This is a genomic window from Pseudomonas sp. (assembly GCF_051660785.1).
Taxonomy (GTDB): Bacteria; Pseudomonadota; Gammaproteobacteria; order Pseudomonadales; family Pseudomonadaceae; genus Aquipseudomonas.
The window spans coordinates 32779-48709 of record NZ_JBOFQE010000059.1; the positions used below are offsets into that span (position 1 = coordinate 32779).

The following is a 15931-nucleotide window of genomic DNA, read 5'->3' on the forward strand; positions in this document are numbered from 1 at the left end:
GTGTAAAATGCCGCCCCCCTCAAACTGCTGGCCCCTGCCCGATGAACGCTGACGCCCTCTCCATCCTTCACGACCATTTGCTGACAGCCCTGGCCGATGCACCTGCCGAAACCCGTCGGTTGTTCCATGGCCGGGGCCGTTGCTGGCCGGGGCTGGAGCAGTTGACCGTCGACTGGCTGCAGGGCGTGGTGCTGGTGTCGCTGTTCAAGGAGCCTGAAGCGGCGCAGCTGGAAGATCTGAAGCAGTTGCTGATGGCGATCACTGAATCGGCGCAGTGGCAAAAATCAGGCGCACAGACTCTGTTGCTGCAACACCGCTACCTGCTGCAAAGCACCACCGAATGGTTGCTGGGGGATGCGATCGAGGAATTGATCATCACCGAGGGCGGCTTGCGGTATCGCGTGGACCTGGGCCGCAAGCAGAACACCGGGTTGTTCCTCGATATGCGCTATGGCCGTGATTGGGTGCGGGCGAATGCCGACGGCAAACGTGTGTTGAATCTGTTCGCCTACACCTGTGGCTTTTCGGTCGCCGCCATCGAAGGTGGCGCCGAGCATGTGGTCAATCTGGACATGTCCAGCCCGGCCCTGAACCGGGGTCGCGACAATCACCGGCTTAACGGCCACGACATGAGCAAGGTGAGTTTTCTCGGCCATGACTTGTTCAAGTCCTGGGGCAAGGTGATTGGCAAAGGGCCTTACGACCTGGTGATCATCGATCCGCCGTCGTTTCAGAAAGGCAGTTTTCTGCTGACCAAGGATTATCAGCGCGTGTTGCGTCGGCTGCCGGAGTTGCTCAGTCCTGAAGGTACGGTGCTGGCTTGCATGAACGATCCAGCGTTCGGGGCGGACTTCCTTATCGATGGTGTGATGCGTGAAGCGCCGGGTTTGCGGTTTGAGCAACGGCTGGAGAATCCGCCGGAGTTTCCGGATGCGGATGTTGAATGCGGGTTGAAGGCGTTGGTGTTCAAACTCGGGAGCTAAGTGCTGTTCACTGTGGGAGCGGGCTTGCCCGCGATGAGGCCGTCCGTTCCAACATTGATTTCGTCAATTACACGGCCATCGCGGGCAAGCCCGCTCCCACAGGGATCTATAGCGGACCCAAGATAGGTAGGCGGCCTCGGATTCAACGCGGTTGCAAGACCAGCGCGAACAGCTCGCCGTGACCGTTCACGTTGAGCTTGTGATAGAGATTGCGTCGATGCACTTTCACCGTCTCCGGTGAGATGCCCATTTGCTGGGCGATCGCCTTGCTGGAGAAGCCCTGGAGAATCAGTCGCGCCGTTTCGACTTCACGCACGGACAAGCGCGCGTCGAAACGATCCAGCAGGGTTGCCAGATCGCCGGCCACAGGTTCCGCAACCGGACCTTCCGGCGGCATCAACTGCAGATGCCGGCGCATTGCCGACAGCACCCAATCGCGCACACACAGCAGACGACCCTGCTCTTCAAGGGTGAACCGCGTCGAACGCCCCAACGATAAACCGAGCACGGCGCCGTCGACGTTGACCATGAACTGCAACTCGTCACCGCCCACCACCGAGCGAAAGTAGCTCAGGTAATACTCGCTCCGCTGAAACTGGTCCGGGGCTAGCGAATCAAGGCTGTGCAAGCCATCGGCAATGCCGGCGCAGGCCGCCTGGTAAAACGGATCGAGCAGGTACATGCCGGCGCTGTAGTCCGCCAGTTCTTCGTGCTCGGCGGCACCCCCTTTCGAGTCGAAGTCGATCAGCAAGCGCGGCACTCGCCCGGTCCGCATCACCGCGACCAACGCGTTATCCAGCGGCACCAGCAGCCGCAGCGTGTCGACCAGCGCGCGCCAGAAACCGTCCTGGCCCAGTGCGCCAAATACCCGCGCCAGCCCGTGGTGCAGCGGCAACTCTTTCAACAACGCGTCCACGCACTACCCCTTTCGAGTAACCCATGATGGGAATGGGTGTGTAACCCGCCTGCCGATACGCTGCAAGCACCTGTTCATCACCGGCCTGCAGCAGGCCAGGAGTGCCGCATCATGAGTCGTCCCCGTCACCAGATCAATCTTGGACTGAGCGTCTGTTTGTGCGTTTCGCTGTCGGCGGTTGCGGCCGAGGGTCCCACGGTTCATGTCTACAACTGGTATGACTATATCGGCCCCAACACCCTGCACGACTTCAAGCGCGACACCGGTATCGAGCCGGTTTACGACACCTTCGACAGCGCCGAAGTGCTGGAAGGCAAGCTGCTGACCAGCCGCAGCGGGTACGACGTGGTGGTGGCAAGCAACTTCAGCCTGCCGACCCTGATCAAGGCCGGCGCCCTGGCACCACTGCCCCGCGCGCAGATGCCGGACTTCAAGAACATGGACACCGACCTGTTGGCGAAACTGGCCAACAACGATCCGGGTAACCAGTACGCCGTGCCGTACCTGTGGGGCACCAACGGTATCGGCTACAACATCGACAAGGTTCGCGCCGCTTTGGGTGACAAGGCGCCGGTGGATTCCTGGGCGCTGGTGTTCAACGAAGAGAACCTGGCGAAGCTCGGCCAGTGCGGCGTGGCGATGCTCGACTCGCCAGCGGAAATGCTGCCGGTCGCCCTGCACTATCTGGGTTTGCCACCGAACAGCACCAACCCTGACGACTATAAAAAGGCCGAAGCGCTGCTGCTCAAACTGCGTCCGCACATTGCCTACTTCAACTCGTCGAAGTTCATCAGCGACCTGGCCAACGGCAACATCTGCGTGGCGGTGGGTTGGTCCGGCGCGATGCTCGAAGCCAAGACCAATGCCGAGCAGGCCAACAACGGCGTGAAGATCGCCTACAGCCTGCCGAAGGAAGGTGCGCCGGTCTGGTTCGATACGCTGGTGTTGCTCAAGGACGCACCGCACCCGGAGCAAGGCCTGGCCTTCATCGACTACCTGATGCGGCCTGAAGTCATCGCCCCGGTCAGCGATCACCTGTCCTACCCCAACGGCAACCGCAGCGCGACACCGCTGGTGGCCGAAGCGACCCGCAACAACCCGGCGGTTTACCCGTCGGCCGAAGCGCTGGCCACGTTGTTCACTCTCCAGCCCTTGCCGCCGGCCACCGAACGGGTGCGCACGCGGATCTGGAGCAAGGTGAAGAACGGGCAGTAATCCCACGAGACCTGTAGCAGCTGGCGAAACCCTGTGGGAGCGAGCCTGCTCGCGACAGCGGTGTATCAGGCAACACAAATGTCGACTGACACTACGTCATCGCGAGCAGGCTCGCTCCCACAGGGCTTCGCCAGCTGCTACAGGGACCGCGTCTGCCACGCATTTTTTGAATAAATAGAAGATGAGAGAAACGATGAAACCACGTGCCCGCGATTTGAATATCCAGTTCGGCCAATTGCAACCCGGCCCTCTCAACGCCATCACCGATGTGCCCGGTGTGCGCGTCGGCCACAGCGATGTGCGCGGCCGCACCGACAGCGGCCGCGACATCCACACCGGCGTGACCCTGATCGAACCGCGTGCCGGTTCCACCAATCAGCAACCGTGTTTTGCCGGTGTCCATGTGCTTAACGGCAACGGCGACGCCACCGGTCTCGAGTGGATTCGTGAAGCAGGACTGCTGACCAGCCCGATTGCCTTCACCAACACCCACAGCCTGGGTGTAGTGCGTGATGCGCTGATTGCTTTGGATCGTCAGGCCCAGCCCGATGACGGACGGCTTTACTGGAACATGCCGGTGGTGCTGGAGACCTTCGACGGCCTGCTCAGCGACATCAACGGCTTTCATGTGAAGCCCGAACATGTGGCCGAAGCGCAACGCAATGCCGTCGGCGGACCGGTGACGGAAGGCGCGGTGGGCGGCGGCAGCGGGATGATCTGTCACGAATTCAAGGGGGGCATCGGCACCTCTTCGCGCCAATTGAGCAAGGCTCAGGGCGGCTGGACCGTCGGCGCCATCGTCCAGGCCAACCACGGCATTCGCAATGAGCTGCGGGTCGATGGTTACCCGGTCGGGCGCTATATGGAACAGGCTGATTCACCGTTCCTCAGGGCATCGCTGCCGTATCCGGGAATGGGCTCGATCGTCGTGTGCCTGGCCACCGATGCGCCGCTGCTGCCGCATCAATGCACGCGTCTCGCGCAGCGCGCCAGTCTTGGACTTGCGCGCACCGGCGGCGGCAACGAAGACCACAGCGGCGACATTTTCATCGCCTTCGCCACCGGCAACCAACACGTGCCACCGGCGGCTTATGAAGGCAAAGGTGCGCCCACCTGCGACAACCTGAGCATGGTCAACAACGACCACATCAGCGAGTTGTTTCTGGCCGCGACTGAAGCGGTGGAGGAAGCGATCATCAACGCTCTGCTGGCCGCTGATACCACCGAAGGCAATGGACACACCGTGCCGGGACTGGACGCAAAAACACTGCTCAATGCGCTGCGCCAGGCCGGTTGGCCTGGCGAAACTGTCGCGATCTGAGGACGCTGTTTAACGATGACGCCCGATGAATTGCATCGGGCGGCTATCGCTTACTTTTCCAGGATCAACAGCGGCGTGTCTTTTTTCACCAGGTAAGTTGCCAGCTCCGAGGCCTTGCCGTCACCGACGTTCTTTGCGACATGCGCGGTGCCCGCCGGGATGTACAAGGAGTCACCGGCTTTGAGCGTGATCGGCGCCCGACCTTCGAGCTGATACTCAAACGTGCCCGAGATCACGTAAGCGACTTCCACACCCGGATGGGAATGCTTGGGGGATGTGACGCCCGGATCGAAATCGACACGAACCTGAATCACTTCACCCTTGGAAATGTCGAGGTCCTGGCGTACCAGGTCCGTGCGGTGCAGTCCTGTCTGCCAGCTTTTTGCCGGAGTGGCTTGTGCGGGCGCCTTCACTTCTTCAGCGGCAAAGGCGTTGAATGATACGGCGGCAGCCAGGGCGATGCCGAGCAGGCCTGCGGTGTGACGGGATTTGATACGGGACATCGCAATTCTCCAATGAATGCCGCGGTTGCGGTGGCTTCATTAGGAGGTTGCCGTGTATCGCGCAGGTGTCGAGAAGAGCACGGTTTTGTATGCCCAGGTAACTACCGGTGCCGGGGATACGTTCGGATACAACCGCAGGTACGCGTCAGTGCGGCACGCCCAGTCTGGTCACGATGTCTTCTGGTTTGAGCGGTCGTCCGTCCGTTGAAACCAACTGCAGTTTTTGGATCGGCTGGCGATCCTTTGCATCGACCATGACGGATCCCGCTTCCCCGGGCTCATACAAAAACTCGTTGCCCCACTGTGACAGGGCAATGAGGACGGTCTGCAACGCCCTGCCCTTTTCGGTCAGCACATACTCTTTGTAAATACTTCCGTCAGCCGCCGGCTCCATGCGCATCACGCCTTCCGTCACCAGACCTTTGAGACGGGTGCTCAAAATGTTCTTCGCGACATTCAGGCTTTTCTGAAAATCACTGAAGCGCTTCTTGCCAGAAAGCGCATCACGAATGATCAGCAAGGACCACCAATCACCAATCAGATCCAGGGATCGAGCGACCGGACAGGGATTGCCCTGCAAGCTTTTGCGCTTCACGTAGATGAACCTCCATAAAAAGTGTGCCGACGCTGATGCACATTTTTCACCCGGCATGTGGTTGCATAATACAACCAATGCGGGTAAAAATCACAGCACTTGGTTTCATAACAAAACCAGTAACCCGTTCTCTGTGCCATACGCACAGTCATTTTGTCATCAATGGTTGCATGATAAAACCGTAGGAGATTCCCAATGAAACTGGCTGGAAAAACTGCATTCATCACCGGTGGCAACAGCGGCCTCGGCCTGGCCACCGCCAAACTGTTCATCGCTGAAGGCGCAAAGGTAGCGATCACCGGTCGCAGCCAAAAAACCCTGGATGTAGCCCGGGAGGCCTTGGGTCCAAACTTGCTGGCGATCAAGGCGGACCTGACCGACGTGAAAGAAATCGAGCGCGCCGTAGCAGAAGCCGTCGCGGTGTTCGGTAAACTGGATATCGTCTTCGCCAACGCGGGCATTGCGGGTTTGACCCCGGTCGGCGGCACCACGCTGGAAACGTTCCAGAACATCATCAACACCAACCTCACCGGCACGTTCTTTACCGTGCAAGCGGCCGAACCGCACCTCAACCCGGGTGCTTCGATCATTTTGAACGGCTCGGTACACGCCGAAATGGGTTGGCCTGCCTACAGCGCCTACGCCGCCACCAAAGGCGCCGTGCGCTCGATGACCCGAGTGATGGCCGCAGAGTTCGCCCCGCGTGGTATTCGCGTCAACCAGATTACGCCCGGGGCTGCGCGCACGCCGGTCTGGAACCCTCACGCCGCCAAGGTCGGGATGGACGCGCTGGAGGAAAAACTGAAGACCACTATTCCGCTGGGTCGCATCGGTGAAGCCCATGAAGTGGCGACCGTCGCCTTATTCCTCGCCTCCAGCGACTCTTCAAACGTCGTAGGCGCAGAGATTGTCGTGGATGGCGGTGCAACCAGCTCGCCCTTGGGCGCACCGGCTCACAGAATAAACTGGCAGGCATGACGGATTTGTATCGTCGTGTAATTTCGCTGGCGATCTTACACGGCGTTACACAACCAGTGGATCAGGACACATGGGCACTACATAAAAGTGGAAAAGTGGGGCCTTCACCCGTTCGACCATACACCCGGCGACCTCACGGGTGACGCCCCCAACCCTGAGCAGGAACCCCGTCATGATCAATGAAATCGACACTGTGCTTTATACCGGCAAGACCCACACTATCGGCGGCCGCGACGGCGAATCGAAGAGTTCGGATGGACGTCTGGACGTCAAGCTTTCCCCGCCTGGCTCATCAGGGCCCGGAACCAATCCGGAACAGCTGCTGGCAGCCGGCTGGTCAGCCTGCTTCATTGGTGCGATCGGCAAAGCGGCGGCCGCGTTGAAGGTGACATTGCCGGGCAACGTCGCCGTTGATGCGGAAGTGGATCTGGGCAAGACCGATAACGCCTTTTTCCTCCAGGCGCGCCTCAATGTCAGCCTTCCGGGCCTGGATCCTGTTGTTGCCCGGACGTTGATCGATGCCGCGCACCAAACCTGCCCGTACTCCAAAGCGACCCGTGGCAACATCGACGTCACCCTCAATCTGGTCTGATTCCGGCACCGGGTTCGCCTGCCTTCCCCGACAGGCTGAACCCGGTTTTTTTCCGATAGCAGTTTTCCATCCTGCCGCGTTTTCCCAAGGACGAAATCGGTCTAAAAAGCCCGGTTTACGTTTCGCAGCCTTTGCTATTCTAAAACCTGTAGGTGAAGACGCAGACTGATGCGCAAGAGGATAGCGAGGAAGCGTGGGGCGCGCTCCTAAGGGTACACGGTTAGAAAGATCTCCGAGGTGAGGTCCAGCCCTTATGCCGTGTGAAGCAGGACAGCACAAAACTGTTCTGTCAGAAGCCTGATAAATCTCGTAAGCCAGAGACCAGCACTGGCCACCTACTCGATTTCGAAGCCCGCCCTGTGCGGGCTTTTTCATTGCGCGGAATCGGGAGTCGGTGTCACCTCCCCATCACTCGACCATTCGTCGCCAAGTCCTCCTTCCCCCTCTTGACTTGGATTGGCGGCTGCGAGAGTATTATTTCAATCGCATACGATACAAACGTATACGATACACAACAAACCCAATTGTACCTTCGAGGATTCACCCCATGAGCAAGATCGAAAAAGTCCTGGCCTCCGGCAAGACCCACACCACCATGAGCCGCACTGGCACCACTTCGCGCGGCCACAACGGCAGCCTCGACATCGTGCTTTCGTCGCCCGGCAATACCAAGCCGGTGCATGAATTCGAAGGCACCCAACCGCACCCGAAAGCCGAGCAATTGTTCGCCGGTGCCTGGTCGGCCTGCTACATCGCCGCCGTCGGTCTTGCCGCCAAACAGCGTAACGTTGAGCTTCCAGCCGATTTGTCCGTCGACATCGAAGTCGACCTGGGCCAGACCGGCGACGCTTACTTCCTTCAGGCACGCCTGACCCTGCGCGCTCCAGGCCTGGATCACGGTGTGGCCACAGAAATCGCCCATGCCGCCGACCAGATCTGCCCGTACTCGAAAGCAACGCGCGGCAACATCGACGTGGCCCTGAACGTTCTCACGGCCTGAAATACCGAAGCTGCAACACTCTTTGATATATAGAAGCACCATATATGTCGCATGCGATGTAAGCGCATACGAATAACAACCCTAGATAAACATTCAGGTAATCAACCATGAGCAAGATTGAAAAAGTACTGGCCACCGGCAAAACACGCACCACCGCCAGCAGCACCGGCAACACCTCGCGCGGCCATAACGGCAGCCTCGACATTGCACTTTCGTCGCCCGGCAACGCCCAGCCTGCGCATGTCATCGCCGGCACCCAGCCGCACCCGGCCGCCGAGCAATTGTTTGCCGGCGCCTGGTCGGCCTGCTATACCGCCGCCGTCGGACTGGTGGCCAACGACCTGAACGTGGTGCTGCCAGCGGATATGTCCGTCGAGATCGAAGTCGATGTCGGCCAGACCGGTGAGGATTACTTCCTTCAAGCTCGTTTGACCCTGCGCGTGCCCGGGCTGGCAGATGACATCGCGAAGACACTGGCGCACACCGCCGACCAGATCTGCCCGTACTCGAAGGCAACCCGAGGCAATATCGACGTGGACTTGAACGTCCTCACGGCGTGATGCGTGCACGGCGGGTTCGACACCCTTGCGTCGAATCCGCCCCTGCCGTTGATCACATCAGGACTTACAGCACTTACGACACCATCGCACACGAGGTATATTTCGCGCAGGCGACAAAGCCGTCTTTGACGAATGAGGCGACACATGAAATCCACTACCGACAAAGCGGTACCCGAAGACCTGAAGCTCTCCGACTTCCTGTGTTTTGCGGTCTACTCAACCAACCTCGCGTTCGGCAAGGCGTACAAGCCGATCCTCGAACACCTGGGCCTGACCTATACGCAATACATCACCATCGTTGCGCTGTGGGAGCAGGATAATCAGACCGTCGGCAGCCTCGGCGAGAAGCTGTTTCTTGAATCGAACACGCTCACGCCGATCCTGAAAAAACTCGAGGCGATGGGCTACCTGCAACGCCAGCGCGATCCTGAAGACGAGCGCCAGGTGCGTATCAACTTGACGAAACAGGGCAAGGCGCTGCGCGAAGACCAACCGGAAAACGGCCTCGCCGGCGCCACGGGCCTGACGCAAGACGAGTTCACGCTGTTGCAGAAGGCAATCGTGACCTTGCGCAACAACCTGATCAAATCAATGAACACTGAGGAGTAAGCGCTATGACCACGCACACTGAAACCGCAATCCTGGCCGGTGGCTGCTTCTGGGGCATGCAGGATCTGATAAGGAAACAAAAAGGCGTGCTGTCGACGCGCGTCGGCTATACCGGCGGCGATGTGCCCAATGCGACGTACCGCAACCATGGCACCCATGCCGAAGCGATCGAGATCGCGTTTGACCCGGCGATCACCAGCTACCGTCAGATCCTAGAGTTTTTCTTCCAGATCCACGACCCGTCGACCGCCAATCGTCAGGGCAATGACATCGGCCTTAGCTACCGCTCGGCGATTTTCTATCTAAACGAAGAGCAGCAAGCAGTGGCCGAGGACACCGCGGCCGATGTGGATGCCTCAAAACTCTGGCCCGGCCGGGTCGTGACCGAAATCGTACCCGCCGGCCCGTTCTGGGAGGCAGAACCGGAGCATCAGGACTATCTCGAAAGACTGCCGACCGGTTACACCTGTCACTTCATTCGGCCGAACTGGAAACTGCCGAAGCGCGCATGACGCGGTCAAGCCTGGGTTCCAGCCACGGAGCCCAGGCATCGTTGCGTCAGGTATTGGTTTTCAACTTGGTCCACAGACGTGTGCTCAACCGTGCAATCGCCGCAGGCAGATCCTCGACGGTGAACAGTTTGTCCATCACGCTTTTCGGCGGGTAAATCGCCAGGTCCTGCTTCACCGCCGGATTGACCAGCGTGTCCGCCGCCAGGTTCGGGTTGGCGTAGTGGATGCTGTTGCTGATGTTGGCGATGACGTCAGGCTTGAGCAGGTAGTTCATGTACGCGTAACCATCCTTCTCGTGGGGCGCGCTCTTGGGCATGACCACCATGTCCAGCCACAGGGTCGAGCCTTCGTCCGGGATCGAATAGGCGATCTCGATACCGTTCCTGGCCTCCTTGGCACTGGCCGCCGCTTGCACCACATCACCGTTGAAGCCGATCACCGCGCAAATATTGCCGTTGGCCAGGTCGCTGACGTACTTGGATGCGTGGAAATACTGGACGTAAGGCCGGATCTTGAGCAGCGCCTGCTCGGCTTTCTTGTAATCCGCCGGCTCATGGCTATGGGGCGGCAGGCCCAGGTAATTGAGGGTGATCGGCAGGATTTGCGTCGGGTTGTCGATAATCGCCACGCCGCATTCACTCAACTTCTTGATGTTGTTCTCATCAAAGATCAGGTTCCAGGAATGGGTGACGTCGGTGGTGCCGAAGATCGCTTTGATTTTCTCGACGTTGTAGCCAATACCCGCCGTGCCCCACATGTACGGGTAGCCGTACTGGTTGCCCGGGTCATTGACCTCGAGCTTTTTCAGCAACGCTGGATCGAGGTTTTTCCAGTTGGGCAGCTGGCTTTTGTCCAGCTTCTGAATGGCGCCGGCCTTGATCAATCGCGACAGAAAATGGTTCGAAGGGCTGACCACGTCATATCCGGTGTTGCCGGTCATCAGTTTTGATTCCAGCACTTCGTTGCTGTCGTGAATGTCGTACGTCGCCTTGATCCCGGTTTCCTTGGTGAAGTTGACCAAGGTGTCGTCGGCGATGTAGCCGTTCCAGTTGGAAATGTTGACCTCTTCGGCCGCGTGAGTGGCCGCCGAAAACGCCGTGAGCGCAACCATCAGGGAAATAGTATTGACCTGCATGTTCAATCACCTTTTTGTTCTTTTGTGATAACCGGAAACTAGATTTCTGTCCTGGCCCGGACGGCTTCGACGCGCATCCGAAACATCGCGCCGATGTCGAGCAGAGGTCGCGGCGGGAGCCAGCCGGGCTGCGCTCGATCCATCACGGAGTCGAGCAAGGGCGAGCCGACACCTGACGCCAGCTCGGCGAGCAATCGTCCCCAAAGGGTGCCGCGCGCCACGCCCGAACCATTGCAGCCGGCCACCGCAAACACGCCCTCTTCCACCCTGGAAAAAAACGGCTGCCCGGAGCGCGAGGCGCTCAGGTGTCCGGTCCAGGTGTGCTGGATATCGCGCTCGGTCAGCCACGGGAAACGCCGCTGCAAACCCACTGCATGGTGCTGGCGACGGACCGCCAGTTCATGATCGGACAAATCCCGCGAGCGGTATTCCGCGGTGTTGCGGATCATCACCCGGCGATCGGGCGTCAGCCGCACCGTGGCGCCAAGCGGACGGGTGGACAGCACGCCCCAGGGCTCGACACTGCCGATGTTGCGAAATTCTTCGGCACTTAGTGGCCGCGTGAGGCTGGCGCTGAGCTCCATGGCAAAGGTGCCGCTGTCCTGGATGCCGGCACGCGGCACGAAGGCATTGAGGCAGATCAGCACCTGCTTTGCCTCGACGCTGCCATCGAGGCCGTTGGCCCGCAGACGCCCTTTACCCAAACGTTCGAGGCCGGTGATGTCGGTGTTTTCGTAGACGGTGACCGTTTCCGGCAGCGCCGCCAGCAAGCCTTTTACGTACTTCGCCGGTTGTAGCAATGCGTTGCCCTTGCCGCACCAGATGGCGGCGCGGTAATGCCGGGTGCCGAGTTTTTGATTCAGTTGCTCACCTTCAAAAAACTCCGCAGACGCACCGAGCGCCCGCAAGGTGCGCAGCTTCTCGTCAATGTGGGTCAGCTTGCCGGGATCGCTGACGGCAAAGAAATAGCCCGAATCCCGGAAGTCGCACTCGATAGCGTGCCGGGCAATCACCTTGCGCACTTCCGCACTGGCGGCACGTGAAATCGTTGTATCCACTTCAAACCCGGTGAACCCGCGATTGCCGATCAATTCATCATGGGCGGGGTGTTCATGAGCCACCACAAACCCGGAATTACGTGCTGAAGCGCCCTGCGCCGCGCGCTGCCGGTCGACCACCACGATACGCGCCTGAGGGTGCAACTGCGCCAGCGCATGGGCGGCACTCAGGCCGGTAATGCCGGCACCGATGATCAGCCAATCGGCTTTTTGCACGCCAATCAGACGCTCGCGCAACGGCGCACTTCCTGCTTGTACGATCCAGCCACATTCATCATTCATGCGTCACCTGCCCAGACTGTCGTTCTGCTAACCGTCACATGCAGTAATTGCATGGGCAATCTGCGATGGCGGCAGCCAGGGCTAGAATCTATTAGGTCTTCGGTGATACAACCAACGTTATAAATTCATTGAGCCATTCACAGAACGCATGGATAAAATTCGTCACGTCCCTTCTCTTCAAGCCATGCAGGCGCTGGTGGAAGTTGCTGATTCGGGCAGCTTCACCCAAGCGGCGAGTAAGCTCTGCCTGACCCAAAGTGCCGTCAGCCGGCAGATACAGCAGCTGGAAAGTCATTTCGGCGTGGCGATGTTCATCAGGAGCAGCCGCAGCATTCGCCTGACCCCGGAAGGCGAACAGGTGTTGGCCAGCGCGCGTTCTATCCTGGAACAACTGAAAACCCTTGAGGATCGACTGTCTCCACAAAAACGCCCGTTCCGAATACGGATGCATGTGTCGCTGGCGGTGCGCTGGTTGCTGCCGAAACTGAGCGATTTCTATCGCTGCCACCCGGACATATCCTTGGCTATCGAAACCGTGGCGACGGAGATCGTCGAGCCGGCCAGTGACAGCGACGCCTACATCCTCTACCTGCCCGAACCGTCCGCCGATCCTGCCTGCCTGACCCTATTCTCGGAAGCGCTGGTCCCGGTGTGCGCGCCGGGCCTTGCCACTGCGACCGCGCCATTGGCATCGGTGGAAGATCTGCTGCGTTTCCCGCTGCTGCATCGTTCGGCCGACCAGCAAGCCTGGATTGAGTGGCTGGCGGCCAATGACGGCCAACCGCTGGAAGACTATCGGCACATTCCCTTCAACCTCGACGAACTGGCGCTCGATGCTGCGGCCCGCGGACTTGGGGTGGCGGTGACCGACCTGACCCTGGCGCAGGAATCGATTGATCGCGGGGTGCTCGTCGTCCCGTTCGGGCGTCCGTTGAAGACGCAGGGTGTTTATTCGCTGTGCGTGCAAGCTTCGGCGGCGTCTCATCCGGCGTGTGCGCTGGTTATGCAATGGTTTGCCGGGCAGGCTGAACAGCAAGCCGAATGAAGTCGATACCAATACCCATTGCTGGAGCGAGCTCTGGTGGCGAGGGGATTTATCCCCGTTCGGCTGCGAAGCAGTCGTGAAACCATTGTTTGCGGTGTATCTGATACACCGATGTTTTCTATTTCGGGGCCGCTTCGCAGCCCAACGGGGATAAATCCCCTCGCCACAAGGCTCGCTCCCACAGGTATTTGCGTCAGGCTTCTTGCTGCACCACGCCCCGCTCCTCCAGCAACCGCACAAACATGGTCAAACTCTGCGACACCGTGCCTCTGCGCCACACCAGCCAGGTGCGCAAATACCGGAAGGATTGCGACAACGGCCAGACGCTGACGGTGGTGCAGCCCGGCATGCTTTCGAGCATGCTGCGCGGCATCAGCGCCAGGCCGGCACCGGCGCTGACGCAGGCCAGCATGCCGTGATAGGACTCCATTTCGAATATTTTGCCGGGCACCGCCGCGTCCTTGGCGAACCAGCTTTCGAAGTGGTGGCGGTAGGAGCAATTGGAGCGGAACGCATAGATGTTTTCGCCGTTGACCTCACGCGCACGATGGATCGGCGAATGGTTGAGCGGCGCGATCAGCACCATTTCCTCCTCGAATGCCGGCACGCCTTCCAGTGCCGGGTGCAGCACCGGGCCGTCGACGAATGCAGCGGCCAGTCGGCCCGACAACACACCGTCGATCATGGTCCCGGAAGGTCCGGTGGACAGGTCGAGCTCGACCTTGGCGTGTTTCTGGTTATAGGCGGCCAGCAGCTCGGGGATGCGCACCGCCGCCGTGCTCTCCAGCGACCCCAGCGCGAAGGCACCCTGGGGTTCTTCACCGGCCACCGTCGCCCGGGCTTCGTGCACCAGGTCGAGAATGCGCCGGGCGTAATCGAGAAAACTCCAGCCGGCCGGCGACAGGCGCAGGCGACTTTTCTCGCGGATAAACAGGTCCACGCCCAGGTCCTGTTCCAGCTGCTTGATCCGCGTCGTCAGATTCGACGGCACCCGATGGATGTGCTGGGCGGCCACGCTGATGCTGCCGTGCTCGGCCACTGCCTTGAAAATTTCCAGCTGAACCAGATCCACAGTCATTCTCCAAACGTGAACGATATGCTCAGCATTATTCAGTTTCCAGAAAACAAACGCCACCGTAACCTGAGCGCATTCCCACCTAGCAGGACGGTGCCATGACCCACGTTTCCAGTCTCACCCACGCCATTTCGATCAACCCCGCCACGGGCGAGCAGATCGGCCACTACCCTTTCGAATCCGTTTCGGCGCTGCAAGCTGCGCTGTCCCGTGCTGCTGCCGGGTTTCGCGTCTGGCGCAGCACCGCGGTTGCGCAACGCTCGCAACTGTTGATCACTCTGGCTCAGGCATTGCGTGACAACGCCGCAGCGATGGCCAGGATGATTACGCTGGAGATGGGCAAGCCGATCACTCAGGCGCGCGGTGAAATCGAAAAATGTGCGCAGCTCTGCGAGTGGTACGCCGAACACGGTCCCGCCATGCTGACCGCCGAGCCGACTCTGGTGGAAGGTGGCAAAGCTCGCATTGAATATCGCCCGCTCGGCCCGATTCTGGCGGTGATGCCGTGGAATTTCCCGATCTGGCAGGTGCTGCGTGGCGCCGTCCCCGCGCTGATTGCCGGCAACACCTACGTGCTCAAACATGCGCCGAGCGTGATGGGCAGCGCTTATATGCTGCTGGAAGCCTTCAAAAAAGCCGACTTCCCTGAAGGCGTGTTCGAGGTCATCAACGTCACGCCGGAGGGTGTTTCCACAGCCATCGCTGACCCGCGCATTGCCGCGGTCACCCTCACCGGTAGCGTGCGCGCCGGCATGGCCATCGGCGCACAGGCCGGTGCGGCGTTGAAGAAATGCGTGCTGGAACTGGGCGGTTCGGACCCTTTCATCGTACTCAATGACGCCGACCTCGACGAAGCGGTCAAAGCCGCCGTGATCGGCCGTTATCAAAACACCGGGCAAGTCTGTGCAGCCGCCAAACGCTTGATTGTCGAGCAAGGCATTGTCGAAGAATTCACGCGCAAGTTCGTCGAAGCCACACGCAAACTGGTGGTCGGCGATCCACGGGCCGCCGACACCTACATTGGCCCGATGGCGCGTTTTGATCTGCGTGATGAACTGGATCAACAAGTGCGCGACACCCTGGAAGAAGGCGCGACGTTGCTGCTGGGTGGCAAGAAAGCTGAAGGTCCGGGCAACTTCTACGAGCTGACCGTGTTCGGTGATGTCACCGACCAGATGACCTCGTTCAAGCAGGAACTGTTTGGCCCGGTAGCCTCGATTATCACTGCCCGCGATGCAGCCCATGCGCTGGAACTGGCCAATGACAGCGAATTCGGCCTCGCCGCGACCATTTACACCGCCAACGTGGAGCGTGCCCAGCAGATGGCCGGCGAACTGGAAACCGGTGGCGTGTTCATCAATGGCTACTGCGCCAGCGACCCGCGTGTCACCTTTGGCGGCGTGAAGAAAAGCGGTTTCGGACGCGAGCTGTCGCACTTCGGCGTGCGCGAGTTCTGCAATGCGCAGACGGTGTGGCTGGATCGTCGCTGATTGCCTGCGGTGGCCTCCAACTGACTCATCCCACCTGAAAAGTCTAGCACCGGGCCCCGGAC

Annotated in this window: 17 protein-coding genes; 11 read left to right on the forward strand and 6 right to left on the reverse strand. The window is 59.9% G+C overall.

Annotated features, from left to right (window positions below; translation table 11 throughout):
- Nucleotides 1-41 precede the first annotated feature (41 nt).
- Complete coding sequence (locus ACRC4F_RS15800; protein ID WP_438660173.1) at nucleotides 42-983, forward strand: class I SAM-dependent methyltransferase; 942 nt, start codon at nucleotides 42-44, stop codon at nucleotides 981-983.
- Nucleotides 984-1125: 142 nt separating this feature from the next.
- On the opposite strand, the gene ACRC4F_RS15805 is transcribed toward ACRC4F_RS15800, so the two are convergent.
- A complete protein-coding gene (locus ACRC4F_RS15805) occupies nucleotides 1126-1899 on the reverse strand; it encodes a helix-turn-helix transcriptional regulator (protein WP_438660174.1) in 774 nt (257 codons plus the stop codon).
- 111 nt (nucleotides 1900-2010) lie between these two features.
- On the opposite strand from ACRC4F_RS15805, the gene ACRC4F_RS15810 reads away from it, so the two are divergent.
- Nucleotides 2011-3114: an extracellular solute-binding protein gene (locus ACRC4F_RS15810; protein WP_438660175.1), complete on the forward strand. Its 1104-nt coding sequence runs from the start codon at nucleotides 2011-2013 to the stop codon at nucleotides 3112-3114.
- A gap of 193 nt (nucleotides 3115-3307) precedes the next feature.
- Nucleotides 3308-4435, forward strand: a complete 1128-nt coding sequence (locus ACRC4F_RS15815) for a DmpA family aminopeptidase (RefSeq protein WP_438660176.1) — start codon at nucleotides 3308-3310, stop codon at nucleotides 4433-4435.
- A 50-nt stretch (nucleotides 4436-4485) separates the two neighbouring features.
- Here ACRC4F_RS15815 and ACRC4F_RS15820 read toward each other — a convergent pair whose 3' ends face one another.
- Both ACRC4F_RS15820 and ACRC4F_RS15825 read right to left on the reverse strand, forming a co-directional pair.
- Nucleotides 4486-4938 carry a cupin domain-containing protein gene (locus tag ACRC4F_RS15820; protein ID WP_438660177.1) on the reverse strand — a complete coding sequence of 151 codons (453 nt, stop codon included), beginning with the start codon at nucleotides 4936-4938 and terminating at the stop codon, nucleotides 4486-4488.
- Between the two features lie 145 nt (nucleotides 4939-5083).
- On the reverse strand, nucleotides 5084-5533 hold the full coding sequence (locus ACRC4F_RS15825; RefSeq protein ID WP_438660178.1) for a winged helix-turn-helix transcriptional regulator: 450 nt from the start codon (nucleotides 5531-5533) through the stop codon (nucleotides 5084-5086).
- Between the two features lie 195 nt (nucleotides 5534-5728).
- Between ACRC4F_RS15825 and ACRC4F_RS15830 the strand changes: the two genes are divergently transcribed.
- From ACRC4F_RS15830 to msrA, 6 genes are all read left to right on the forward strand, one after another.
- Entirely contained in the window at nucleotides 5729-6511 is a 783-nt protein-coding gene (locus ACRC4F_RS15830; protein ID WP_438660179.1) for an SDR family oxidoreductase, read from the forward strand.
- A gap of 172 nt (nucleotides 6512-6683) precedes the next feature.
- Entirely contained in the window at nucleotides 6684-7103 is a 420-nt protein-coding gene (locus ACRC4F_RS15835; RefSeq protein ID WP_438660180.1) for an organic hydroperoxide resistance protein, read from the forward strand.
- Nucleotides 7104-7650: 547 nt separating this feature from the next.
- Complete coding sequence (locus tag ACRC4F_RS15840) at nucleotides 7651-8103, forward strand: Ohr family peroxiredoxin (protein WP_438660181.1); 453 nt, start codon at nucleotides 7651-7653, stop codon at nucleotides 8101-8103.
- A gap of 107 nt (nucleotides 8104-8210) precedes the next feature.
- Nucleotides 8211-8663 carry an Ohr family peroxiredoxin gene (locus ACRC4F_RS15845; RefSeq protein WP_438660182.1) on the forward strand — a complete coding sequence of 151 codons (453 nt, stop codon included), beginning with the start codon at nucleotides 8211-8213 and terminating at the stop codon, nucleotides 8661-8663.
- A gap of 144 nt (nucleotides 8664-8807) precedes the next feature.
- Nucleotides 8808-9272 (forward strand): MarR family winged helix-turn-helix transcriptional regulator, encoded by a 465-nt coding sequence (locus tag ACRC4F_RS15850; protein WP_438660183.1) that lies wholly within the window; start codon nucleotides 8808-8810, stop codon nucleotides 9270-9272.
- Nucleotides 9273-9277: 5 nt separating this feature from the next.
- Entirely contained in the window at nucleotides 9278-9784 is a 507-nt protein-coding gene (gene msrA, locus ACRC4F_RS15855; protein WP_438660184.1) for a peptide-methionine (S)-S-oxide reductase MsrA, read from the forward strand.
- A 46-nt stretch (nucleotides 9785-9830) separates the two neighbouring features.
- Here the strand turns inward: msrA and ACRC4F_RS15860 are convergent, their stop codons facing one another.
- Nucleotides 9831-10919 (reverse strand): polyamine ABC transporter substrate-binding protein, encoded by a 1089-nt coding sequence (locus ACRC4F_RS15860; protein ID WP_438660185.1) that lies wholly within the window; start codon nucleotides 10917-10919, stop codon nucleotides 9831-9833.
- A 38-nt stretch (nucleotides 10920-10957) separates the two neighbouring features.
- Nucleotides 10958-12259 carry an NAD(P)/FAD-dependent oxidoreductase gene (locus ACRC4F_RS15865; RefSeq protein WP_438660186.1) on the reverse strand — a complete coding sequence of 434 codons (1302 nt, stop codon included), beginning with the start codon at nucleotides 12257-12259 and terminating at the stop codon, nucleotides 10958-10960.
- Between the two features lie 148 nt (nucleotides 12260-12407).
- On the opposite strand from ACRC4F_RS15865, the gene ACRC4F_RS15870 reads away from it, so the two are divergent.
- Entirely contained in the window at nucleotides 12408-13304 is an 897-nt protein-coding gene (locus tag ACRC4F_RS15870) for a LysR family transcriptional regulator (protein WP_438660187.1), read from the forward strand.
- A gap of 193 nt (nucleotides 13305-13497) precedes the next feature.
- Here the strand turns inward: ACRC4F_RS15870 and ptrR are convergent, their stop codons facing one another.
- Nucleotides 13498-14376: a putrescine utilization regulator PtrR gene (ptrR, locus tag ACRC4F_RS15875; RefSeq protein ID WP_438660188.1), complete on the reverse strand. Its 879-nt coding sequence runs from the start codon at nucleotides 14374-14376 to the stop codon at nucleotides 13498-13500.
- A gap of 101 nt (nucleotides 14377-14477) precedes the next feature.
- On the opposite strand from ptrR, the gene ACRC4F_RS15880 reads away from it, so the two are divergent.
- On the forward strand, nucleotides 14478-15869 hold the full coding sequence (locus ACRC4F_RS15880; RefSeq protein WP_438660189.1) for an aldehyde dehydrogenase family protein: 1392 nt from the start codon (nucleotides 14478-14480) through the stop codon (nucleotides 15867-15869).
- Nucleotides 15870-15931 lie beyond the last annotated feature (62 nt).